Here is an 11,376-nt window from a genome sequence, read left to right on the forward strand (position 1 = left end):
ATCGCCCCGGAGAACCGTGCATATTTGGAACGGCCCCGGGTCCATACGCTGCTGGAGGACGCCGTGCAAAGCCCCCTCGTCGCCGTTTCCGCCGGCGCGGGATACGGCAAGACCCAGGCGGTCTATTCCTTTCTTCAGCGATATGGCGCCGTCACCACATGGATACAATTGTCCGAACGCGACAATCTGAGCGCGCGGTTTTGGGAGAACTTCGCGCGGACCATCATGCTGTACGACAAGCGTTTCGCGGAGCGTCTTCTGGACGTGGGTTTCCCCGATACGGAAGATCAGTTCATGAATTATCTGTCGATTCCGGAGGATGAAATTCCGTTCAACGAAAAAAATGTGATTGTGTTTGATGATTTCCATTTATTGGAAAATAAATCCGTTCTACGCTTCATCAGCCGTTCCGTCCAGACTCCCTTCCCCAATTTGACGACGATTGTGATTTCACGGGCGGAGCCCGACATCAATATCGTCGGCATGCTGTCAAGAGGGCTTGCGGTCGGCGTCAGCGAGGACGATCTGCGCTTTACCGAAGAAGAAACGGCACGGTATTTCCAATTGCTCGGCGTCCCCCTGACCGCCCAGAGCCTCGCCAATATTTATCACGATACCTCCGGATGGGCCTTTGCCATCAGTCTGGTGGGCCTGTCTCTGAAAAAAGCGCCGTCCCAGGAGCGGGAGGCCCGCGCCGCGATGAAGCTGAATATCTTTAACATGATCGAGGACGAGTTTTTTCTCGTCGTCTCGGAAAGGCTGAGGCGTTTTCTGATCCGCCTGTCGCTGATCGACCATCTCTCTACAGATTTGGTTCCCATTTTGGCCGAAGACCAGAGCCTGGTAGACGAAATAAAAAAAATCAGCGCCTTTATCCGCTACGATATTTATACGCAAGCGTACCTGATCCATCAGTTGTTTCTTGACTATTTGCGACAAAAACAGCATACCCTCACGGAAAAGGAAAAGCGCGATACGTATCTGAAAGCGGCGCGCTGGTGCGACGCGAACGATTACAAGATGGACGCGATCTCTTACTATGACAAGGCCGGAAAATACGAGCCAATCATTGACATCGTATACCAATTCCCGCTGCAGATTCCGACGGACCCGGCCAGATTCATACTCGGCGTCTATGACGGCGGTCCCAAGCGGCTGCTGGAAAGCAACGCCCGTTACCACCTTCAGCATACGCGCCTTTTACTGAGTCTGGGCCGCTACGCGGACGCTGTCGCAGAGATCGACCGCCGCATCAGCAAGTATTCCGCCTTGCCCGCTTCCGATTTCAAACACCAAGTGCTTTGCGGCGCCTATGAGGCCCTAGGTTTTGCCCATTATCTGGATTCGCCCCGCACCGGCCGCTATGACTTCGATCTGGCGCTGGCAAAAGCGGACGAATACTACCGGCTCAGCCCTTACCCCGAATTCGGAGCCGTCACCAGCATGAGTGTAGACGCCTGGGCTTCCAAGGTAGGCACGGCGCAAAGCGGCGCGATGGAAGAATACATAACCGTGCTGGAGCGCGCGATTCCCCATGTGGAAAATCTACTGAACGGATGTATGTCCGGGTTGGACGATCTGGCCAAAGGCGAACTGGAGTTTTACAAGGGCCGTCTCGAATTGGCCGAGAAATTCATCGGGCAGGCGCTGCATAAATCAGAAGCGCGTAAACAGTACGAAGTGCGCAACCGGGCGCTGTTTTATCTCCTGCGCATCGGCATGGCACAGGGAGATTATGAAAAAACCCGGAGAATATTCAAACAGCTGGAGGCGCAGCTGGAATTCGCCGAATATTCGCCCCGTTTTATCACCTTTGAAATCGTGTCCAGCTGGTATTACACGGCAATCAGTCAGTCTCAAAACGTAACCGCCTGGATCAAAAGCAATTTTGCCCAAGGCGCGCTTGGTTCTTTCAACGCGATCTTCGGCAACGTGGTCCGGGCAAAATATTATTATACCGACCGCCGTTATGACGAGCTGCTGGCCTTTATTCAGGGCGAACAGAGCCTGAGCGCCGTATTGTTCGGCAAATTGGAGATGAAGGTTCTGGAAGCCGTCTGCCGCTACCAAACCAAACAAAGAGACGCGGCGCTGACCGCGCTGGGAGAGGCTTATGACCTGGCGCTGTCCAACGAGCTGATCATGCCCTTTATCGAGCTGGGCAAGGATATGCGTACGCTGACCGCCTCGGCCATGCGCGACAAAGACTGCTCGATCCCCAGACAGTGGCTGGAAACGGTCGGCCGGAAGGCGGCGACCTACGCCAAGCATCTGGCGATTGTGGCTTCGGACTACAAAATAGCGAACAATATCAGCGACGACGTGCATCTGTCCTCTGTGGAGCTGGAGATTCTAAACGAGCTGTACCAGGGGGGATCCCGGTCACAGATCGCCGCGGACCGGCACTTGACGGTAGGTACGGTGAAGATGATACAAAATTCCATTTACATGAAGCTGGACGCGGATAATCCGGCGGATCTGATCCGCGCCGCGCTGAGTCGGAATTTGATAAGGGATACGCTATGAAACCTCATATATTTCGCAGTGACGCGGCCATCCATCCCGAGAACCGCGCCTATCTGGAACGACCGCGCATCAACAAGCTGCTGGAAAACGCCGTGAAAAGCCCCTATGTTACGGTTACCGCCGGCGCGGGCTATGGAAAGACCCAAGCGGTCTACGCCTTTCTCCAACATTACGGCGCGCCCACAGCGTGGATGCAGCTCTCCCAACGCGACAATCTGGCTACGCGGTTTTGGGAAAATTTTGCGCGCACCATAGCGCTTTATAACAGGCATGTAGCGGAGCGTATGCGGGAATTGGGCTTCCCGGAGACGGACGATCAGTTCGCCAGGGTGCTTTCCATCCCCGAGGACGAACTGGCGCTCAACGAAAAATATGTGCTGGTGTTTGACGATTTCCACTTCATAGAAGACGAGGCGGTGCTGCGATTCATCAAACGCGCCATCCAGGCGCCTTTTCCAAACATCACGATGATGCTGATTTCACGGGTGAATCCGGATATCAGCACCGTCAGTTTGCTGTCGAAGGGACTTCTGGTCAATATCAATGAGAATGAGCTGCGTTTCACCGAGGAGGAGACGGCCCAGTATTTTCAATTGCTGGGCCGTCAGCTGTCTTCACAGAGCGTTTCCAATATCCACAGCGACACATTGGGATGGGCTTTTGCCATAAACCTGGTGGGACTGTCTCTGAAAAAAGCCCCCGCCCACGAACGAAACGCTCGCATCGCCATGAAGCTGAATATATTTAAAATGATCGAGGACGAAATATTTTTCGAGATCTCGGAAAGACTGCGGCGGTTTCTCGCCCGGTTATCGCTGATCGACCATCTCTCCGCGGATTTGGTTTCAATTCTGGCCATGGATGAAACCTTGGTGGACGAAATGAAAAAGGTCAGCTCGTTTATCCGCTATGATATCTATTCGAGCGCATATTTGATCCACCACTTGTTTCTTGATTATCTGAGACAAAAGCAAAACATCCTGACCGAGGAGGAAAAGCGCGACACTTACCTGAAAGCGGCGGGCTGGTGCAACGAAAACAATTACCAGACGGACGCCATCTCTTATTATGATAAGGCGGGCGAATACGCGGCGATCGTCAGGATCGCGCACCATTTTCCGTTGCAGATCCCCTTTGAGCAGGCTAAATTTGTCCTCAGCGTATACGACAGCGCGCCGGCGGAACGATTGGAACGGATTGCTCATTACCATTCCCAGCGCTCCCGTCTTCTCATGAGTATGGCCCGTTATGATGAGGCCGCCGCGGAAATAAACGAACGCATCCGTAAGTTCTCCGCCTTGCCGGCCTCCGCTTTCAACAACCAAGTTCTTTGTGGGGCGTATAAAGAGTTGGGGATCATAGATTACCTGATGAGTCCTTATACCGATCGCTATGATTTTGACCTTATGCTGAAGAAAGCCTATGATTGTTACATGCTCAGTCCATATGACGTAAACGCCGCCCTAACCAGCGTCAGCATGAACGCTTGGGCGTCTAAGGTGAGCGGCACAAGGCGGGGCGCGATGGAAGAGTACATAGCCGCCTTGACCCGGGCCATTCCTTACGCGGCGACTGTTTTGAACGGCTACATGTGTGGATTGGATGATTTGGCCAAAGGTGAGCTTCTGTTTTATAAAGGCAGCTTGAAGGCCGCCGAGGTCTCCATCACGCAGGCGCTGCGCAAGGCGGAAGCGCGGGATCAATATGAAATCAGGAACCGGTCGCTGTTTTATCTCATACGCGTCGGGGTCGCTCAAGGCAAATTTGAAAAAATGCAAGAATTGTTTGGCGCTCTGGAAAAACAACTGGAAATCAGCGAGTATGTCCTCCGCTTCACATCCTATGACATCGTGTCCAGTTGGTACTATGCTATGATTGGCAAGCCGCGGCTTGCGGCGACTTGGCTCAAAGAAAATTTTACCTGTGACTCCATCGGCGCCCTGATCGCGGGATTTGGGAATTTTGTCAAAACGAAATTTTACTATGCCGACAAGCGGTATCATGAACTGCTGTCCTTCATTGAGGACGGGCAAGGCACGGATTCGGTGCTGTTTGGAAAACTGGAAATGAAGGCGTTGGAGGCCGTTTGCCACTATCAGATCAAGGATACGGCCGCGGCGCTGGCCGCTCTGCGGGACGCCTATGATTTGGCTTCGTCCAACGATTTGGTCATGCCCTTCATTGAACTGGGCAAGGATATGCGTACGCTCACCGCCGCGGCGTTGCGAAGCGACGGCTGTGACATCCCCCGCCCGTGGCTTGAAATGATCAACCGGAAGGCGGCCACTTACGCCAAGCGCCTGACCCAAGTGATCTCTGCCTATAACAGGATGAATAACATAAACGACGACGTGCGCCTGTCGCCCCGGGAAACGGCGGTGCTGAACGATTTGTACCACGGCCTTTCCCGATCGGAGATTGCCGCCGGCCAGGGTTTGTCGATCAATACAGTGAAGATGGTGCTGAACACAATTTACACAAAGTTAGGTGCGGATAGTATGGCGGATGTGCTCCGCGCCGCCCTGGAACGAAAATTGATTCAGTAGGAAAGGGCCGGTTCCGCTTCGCCCGGACGAAGCGGAACCGGCCCTTTTCGCGGGACCGCGGGCACCGCGCTTCGGCGCGCCCGCTTTTGTCTCAGAGCCCCTCCGCGAGGAGAGCGCACACGGCCTCGGCGTGAGCGGCGGGGTCCTCGATCGGCAGACCCTCTACCAGGCGCGCCTGGTCGTAAAGGACTCCCGTCACGGTCTTCAGCTTGTCGCGGTCCGATCCGTAGAGCCGGTCCAGCACGGCAAACAGCGGGTGGGCGGCGTTGACCTCCAGCACCTTCTGTGCGGCGACCTTGTCGGGCGTCGGCATGGCATTGAGCACCTTTTCCATCTCGATCGACACCTCGCCCCGGCTGGTGAGACAGACCGAGTGCTTCTTCAGCCGACTGGAGAGGGTCACGTCGGCCACCTTGTCGCCCAGCGCGTCCTTCATAAACCGGAACAGCTCCGCATGTGTGCGCGTCTGCTCCTCGACCTGCTTTTTCTCCTCCTCGGTGGTGAGATCCAGACCGCTTTCTGACACGGACTGGAACTTCTTGTCCGCAAATGTCCCGAAGACACGCAACACAAACTCGTCCACATCGTCGGTCAGGTAGAGGATGTCAAACCCGCGTTCACGCACGAGTTCCGCCTGCGGCATCCGGTCGAGAGCCGCCACACTGGCCCCGGCCGCGTAGTAGATGACCTCCTGCCCCTCCTGCATGGCCTCCACATACTCCGTCAGCGTGATCCGCTTTTTCTGCGCGGCGGAGTGAAACAACAACAGGTCCTGCAGCAGCTCCCGGTTTGTGCCGAAGCCGGTGTACGCACCCACTTTGAGCTGCAGGCCAAAGGCTTCAAAAAACGTGTCGTACGTCTCGCGCTCCTCGCGCAGCATCTTGAGCAGATCGTTCTTGATGCGTTTTTCAAGGCCCGCGGCGATCACCTTGAGCTGCCGATTGTGCTGGAGCATCTCGCGCGAGATGTTGAGGGAGAGATCCTGCGAGTCCACGAGACCGCGCACGAAGCTAAAGTGGTCGGGCAGCAGGTCGGCGCACTTCTCCATGATCATCACGCCGGACGAATACAGCGCCAGCCCCTTTTCAAACTCCTTTGTGTAGTAGTTGTACGGCGCCTGTTTCGGGATGAAGAGCAGCGCGTGGTAGGTGGCCACACCCTCGTTTGTCGCATGGATCACACGCAGCGGGGGCGTGTAGTCGTAGAATTTATCCTGATAGAACCGGTGATATTCCTCCTCGGTGACCTCGCTCCGGTTTCGGCGCCAGAGAGGCACCATGCTGTTGACGGTCTCGGTCTCCACCACGGTCTCGTACTCGGTATCGGACCCCTCCTTGAGATGACTGTGCTCCAGATCCATCCGGATGGGGTAGCGGATGTAGTCGGAATACTTCCGAACCAGCTCCGCCAGGCGCCGCGTCTCCAGGAATTCGTCGTAGTGTTCGTCCGGCTCGTCCGCCTTTACGGTGAGCACGACGTCCGTGCCGACCTCCTCCTTCTCGCAGGGCTCAATAGCGTACCCCTCGGCGCCGTGCGAGTGCCAGCGCCAGGCGTCACAGGCCCCGTATGCGCGCGAGGACACGCTGACCTCGGAGGCCACCATGAACGCCGAGTAAAATCCGACCCCAAACTGGCCGATCACGTCCAGGTCGTCCAGCTTCTCCGCGTTTTCGCGGCGAAAATCCAGCGTTCCGCTCCGGGCAATGACGCCCAAGTTCTGTTCCAGCTCATCCTTGGTCATGCCAATGCCGTTGTCCGACAGCGTGATTTGCCGTTTGGCCCTATCCACTGTCAATCGGATCCGGAAATCGTCCCGGGTCTTGCCCACGTCCGGATCCGTCAGCGAGCGAAAGTAGAGTTTGTCGATCGCGTCGCTCGCGTTGGAGATGAGCTCCCGCAGAAAGATCTCCTTGTGTGTGTAGATCGAGTGGATCATCAGGTCAAGCAACCGCTTCGACTCGGCCTTGAACTGTCTGACGGCCAATTTCCTCACTCCTCTTCCGGGCCCCCGCGCGCCCAGCCGCCGTTTCATCCCCCGGGGGCCTCTTGTGGTTTGGCACTCTCTTTATACGAGTGCCAATACTATTGTACCCAATCCGGCAGAAATTGCAAGAGAAAAATTCGACCGCCCGCTCGGCGCCGGCGAGAAGTTGGTGTTTGACAATTTCGTACCAATCGTGGATAATAGAGGGGCGGCGCGAAACGATTCCGCGAAACGACTCAGAGAAATGACTCAGAAGAGAGGGGACGTCTGTCTGTGGCTGTCATAAAACCTTTCGCGGCACTCCGATACGACTATGGCCGGGCCGGCGCGGCGGAGACGCTGTGCTGCCCGCCTTATGACGTCATCTCCCCCGACGTGCAGGCGGAGATGGAGCGGCAAAACCCATACAATGTGATCCGGCTGGAGCGTCCGCTGGGGAACGACCGATACGCCGAAGCCGGCCGGCGCCTGCGCGCCTGGCTGCGTGACGGCGTGCTGTATCGGGACCCGGCCCCGGCCTACTATGTCTACCGGCTGTCGTTCGACGACCGCGGCGTTCCGAACGCCGTCCACGGTTTCTTTGCCCGGGTGCGCCTCACGGACTTTGCGGCCGGCATTGTGCTGCCCCACGAGGAGACGCTCTCCAAAGATAAGTCCGACCGCTTCTCCCTGATGGAACACACACTGTGTAACATCAGCCCGGTCTACGCGCTCTACGAGGACGGCGCGCAGACGGCGGAGGCGGTGCTCGCGGCGGCGATGGACGCGCCGCCCGCCGTGCGCTTCACGGATTCGGACGGCGTGACCCACGAGATGTGGCCCGTCACGGCGCCGGACACGCAGGCGGCGCTCACGGCGGCGCTGGCGCCGGAGCGGATCTTGATCGCCGACGGGCACCACCGTTACGAGACGGCGCTTGCCTTCCGGGACGCGCGGCGCGCGGCCGACCCGTCCCTCCCGCCGGAGGCGCCCTCCGACCACATCATGATGATGCTGGTGAATCTGCACCACCCCGGTCTGGTGGTCTGGCCCACCCACCGGCTTGTGCGGAGGCTGCCGTCCTTTTCGGAGGCGGACACGCTGGCGCGGCTGGCCGACGCCTTTGAGATCACGCACGGTATAGCTCCGGAGGAGGTGGAAGCCGCGCTGGCGGCGCGCCCGCACATGGTGGCGCTTTACGCCGGCGGCGGCGAGGCGGCGCTGCTCACACTCCGGGACACGGACGCGCCGGCCCGCCTGCTGCCGGACCGGAGCCCGGACTACCGCGCGCTGGACGTGACGCTGCTGCACACGATGATTCTGGCGCCCCTGTTCGGCATCGACCGAGACAACATGGCCCGCCAGGAAAATCTCGTCTATACGCGCAGCCTGGAAGAGGCGCTGGGCGGCGTGCGGAGCGGGGCCTTCCAGTGCGCCTTCCTGCTCGCCCCCACACCGGTCTCCGCCATCGGGCGCGTCGCCGGGGCCGGGGAACGGATGCCGCAGAAATCCACCTATTTTTATCCGAAACTCACAACCGGGCTTGTGATTCACCCGCTGTCGATCGATCTTATATAGAGGAACTGTTCAACAATCACTTCACAAGTGAGACATTGAACCACTCTTAAAGGCATCGATTAAGAACAAGGAGGCGGCTAGCATGCCTGTGCAGCCCATGCCCTATCTGCTGAAAGGCGGCCGGGTCATCGATCCGGCGTCCGGTTTTGACCGCGTGGCCGACGTGTACCTGCGCGACGGCGTGATCGAGGCCGTCGAGGCGCCCGGGAAAATCGCGCCGGTCGGTACGTTTGAGACGATTCACGCCGCGGGGCTCGTCGTGGCGCCGGGGCTTATCGACATACATGTGCACCTGCGCGAGCCGGGCGAGACGCACAAGGAGGACATCGCCTCCGGCACCCGGGCCGCCGCCGCAGGCGGTGTGACGACAGTGGCCTGCATGCCAAACACCAAGCCGGTGCTCGACACCCCGGATCAGATCTCCTGGGTCCGGGCGCGCGCCGCCGACACGGGCGTCGTCAAGGTACTGCCCATCGCCGCGCTCTCCGAGGGGCAGCACGGCGAGCGGCTGACCAACGGCAAGGCGCTGCGGCAGGCCGGCGCCGTCGCACTGAGCGACGACGGCAGGCCGGTGGCGGACGACGCCCTGATGCGCGCGGGCCTCACGGCGGCGGCCGCGCTTCCGCTCCCCGTCATCTCCCACTGCGAACCCGAGACGGCGCAGGCGCTGCGGGACATCGCGCTGGCCGAGGAGACCGGCTGCCCGGTGCACATTGCCCACGTCAGCCGGCGGGAGACGCTGGACGCCGTGCGCGCCGCCCGGGCGCGGGGCGTCCCGGTCACTTGCGAGACGTGCCCGCATTACTTCTGGTTCACCGAGGCCGACTTTCGGCGGATCGGCGCAAACGCAAAAATGAACCCGCCGCTGGCCGCGGAGGAGGATCGCGCGGCCATCCTCCAGGGGCTGGCCGACGGGGACATCCAGGTCATCGCCTCCGACCACGCGCCGCACCATCCAAGCGAAAAGGCGGGCCCCCTGGAGCGCGCGCCGAACGGCGTCGTGGGCCTTGAGACACTGCTCGCCGCGTCGCTGACGGCACTGGTCCACACAGACCGGATGACGCTGCCGGCGTTGCTGCGCCTGCTGACCGCCGCACCCGCCGACCTGCTGCGCATCCCGGCGGGCCGCCTGACTCCCGGACGTCCGGCGGATCTCACTCTCTTCGACCCGGAGGCCCGCTGGCAGGTGGAGGCGCGCCGCCTGGCCTCCAAGTCGCAAAACACGCCCTTCGACGGTCTGACGCTGCGCGGCCGTGTACTCCACGTATTCGTAGACGGCGTCGCCGTCGTGGGCCACGGACGGCTGCTGCTCTGAACCCCGCCCGCATCCGCAGGAAAAGGCACCGTGTAACAACTGGGCGGACCGTTATGGAGCTGTATCCAAAACCGGATTGGGTTTGGCCATTCACTATGCGCTCTCGCAACGCAAATATCTGGAGCATTTTTTGCTCGACGGTCGGCTCGAAATCTCGAATAATCGTGCCGAGCGCAGCATCAAGCCGTTTGTGATAAGCCAGAAGAATTTTCTCTTCGCAAACACCCCACGCGGAGCAAAAGCCTCCGCAGTTATGTTCAGCCTCATCGAAACCGCGAAAGAAAATCGTCTGAATCCATATGAATACCTGACTTACATCTTCAAAAATGCTCCAGGTTGGAATATCCGTAACGACATCAATGCGCTGCAACTCCTTTTGCCTAACTCGGCATAGCCGGAACCAAAAAGTTGGACTATTGCCTTTGCGCTCTGAAATCATTGCTATCACTGCGTTTCAAGGATCGCTGAAAAATTTTCTGCGCAAAACGTGCAGAGATTAACTGCTTAGGTACTAATACACCGCCGTCCTGCAAAGTACACACTCCCACATAGACACACTCCCTTGCCTCCTCTTTGACGCTTACTCCTTTCTTCTACTGGATGAATAGCGAAAGGAAGGAAAACCTATATGATTGAGATAATTCGTTCGGTTCATATGTTGGAAATACTGAAAGCATATTCATGGAAAACAATCCATCTTGATAATCCTCGGGAGATTGTTGCAAAGGGCGACATGGCGAATTCTGTTCAGGATATTGTTGTCCAAATCTGTTTAACATATATGTTTGTGATGGGTTCTAATATGGCTCATGTCATCGTGCCAGAAACGATTCTTGATGTATCCATCGATCACTTATCCTGTTTTTTCAAATTCGTTATGGTAATCGGCGCCAGGGATCATTGCAAATTGCTACAAGTGTCTCATATCAGAGATATGACGCACGAAGTGTACGACGATGCCATAAAAAGAAAGAAAATACACCCGCTCTTCATCAACAAGAGCGGGTGCAACTGGCAGCTGTCCATTCGCAATACGCATGCGTCGACAGATGTGTATGTTGTGTATCAGCCTGCAAATACAAATAGAATGAATGCGCCCAACAGGGAGGATCCGTTGCTGCAGTATGTCTTGAGCATGCCCACATCTGAGCTGGTTGGTTTTCCGATCTATCTTTTAGAAAATGAAATTGATACCTGTGAACTGCTTTACGCTTGCGCCGCTCGCGGATTTCGTGTATTTCTCAATGGTCGTATGGGAGATGATATGCGTTTTATGAGCCATTCGGTGACTATTCTTCCAAAACCCGGACTTAACGGATAAAAAGATGGTCGAGTAGGTAGACATCTCACAGCATCTACACGGAAGTGTACAGTGGATCGCGTAATTGGCATTATTTACCATAAACACCCGGCAATGTGTAACATCCCAAACTTTACATTAGACCCAA

The 11,376-nt window shown here is 57.4% G+C and carries 6 protein-coding genes and 1 pseudogene; 6 read left to right on the forward strand and 1 reads right to left on the reverse strand.

What is annotated here, in order from left to right; all coding sequences use genetic code 11:
• Positions 1-24 precede the first annotated feature (24 nt).
• Together LBK75_07255 and LBK75_07260 are read left to right on the forward strand one after the other, a co-directional pair.
• Positions 25-2,526: a LuxR C-terminal-related transcriptional regulator gene (locus tag LBK75_07255; GenBank protein MDR1158090.1), complete on the forward strand. Its 2,502-nt coding sequence runs from the start codon at positions 25-27 to the stop codon at positions 2,524-2,526.
• Positions 2,523-5,072, forward strand: coding sequence for a LuxR C-terminal-related transcriptional regulator (locus tag LBK75_07260; GenBank protein ID MDR1158091.1), 2,550 nt, complete (start codon positions 2,523-2,525; stop codon positions 5,070-5,072). The genes LBK75_07255 and LBK75_07260 overlap by 4 nt, the downstream gene beginning before the upstream one ends.
• Before the next feature lie 91 nt (positions 5,073-5,163).
• Here the strand turns inward: LBK75_07260 and htpG are convergent, their stop codons facing one another.
• Complete coding sequence (gene htpG / locus LBK75_07265) at positions 5,164-7,104, reverse strand: molecular chaperone HtpG (protein MDR1158092.1); 1,941 nt, start codon at positions 7,102-7,104, stop codon at positions 5,164-5,166.
• A 225-nt stretch (positions 7,105-7,329) separates the two neighbouring features.
• Here htpG and LBK75_07270 point away from each other — a divergent pair, with 225 nt between their 5' ends.
• From LBK75_07270 to LBK75_07285, 4 genes and pseudogenes are all read left to right on the forward strand, one after another.
• Positions 7,330-8,613 (forward strand): DUF1015 domain-containing protein, encoded by a 1,284-nt coding sequence (locus tag LBK75_07270; GenBank protein ID MDR1158093.1) that lies wholly within the window; start codon positions 7,330-7,332, stop codon positions 8,611-8,613.
• 82 nt (positions 8,614-8,695) lie between these two features.
• Complete coding sequence (locus LBK75_07275; protein ID MDR1158094.1) at positions 8,696-9,928, forward strand: dihydroorotase; 1,233 nt, start codon at positions 8,696-8,698, stop codon at positions 9,926-9,928.
• Between the two features lie 61 nt (positions 9,929-9,989).
• Positions 9,990-10,322, forward strand: a pseudogene (locus tag LBK75_07280) (transposase).
• A gap of 234 nt (positions 10,323-10,556) precedes the next feature.
• Complete coding sequence (locus LBK75_07285) at positions 10,557-11,249, forward strand: hypothetical protein (GenBank protein ID MDR1158095.1); 693 nt, start codon at positions 10,557-10,559, stop codon at positions 11,247-11,249.
• Positions 11,250-11,376: the final 127 nt, after the last annotated feature.

Source organism: Oscillospiraceae bacterium, assembly GCA_031265355.1.
GTDB lineage: Bacteria > Bacillota > Clostridia > Oscillospirales > UBA929 > JAIRTA01.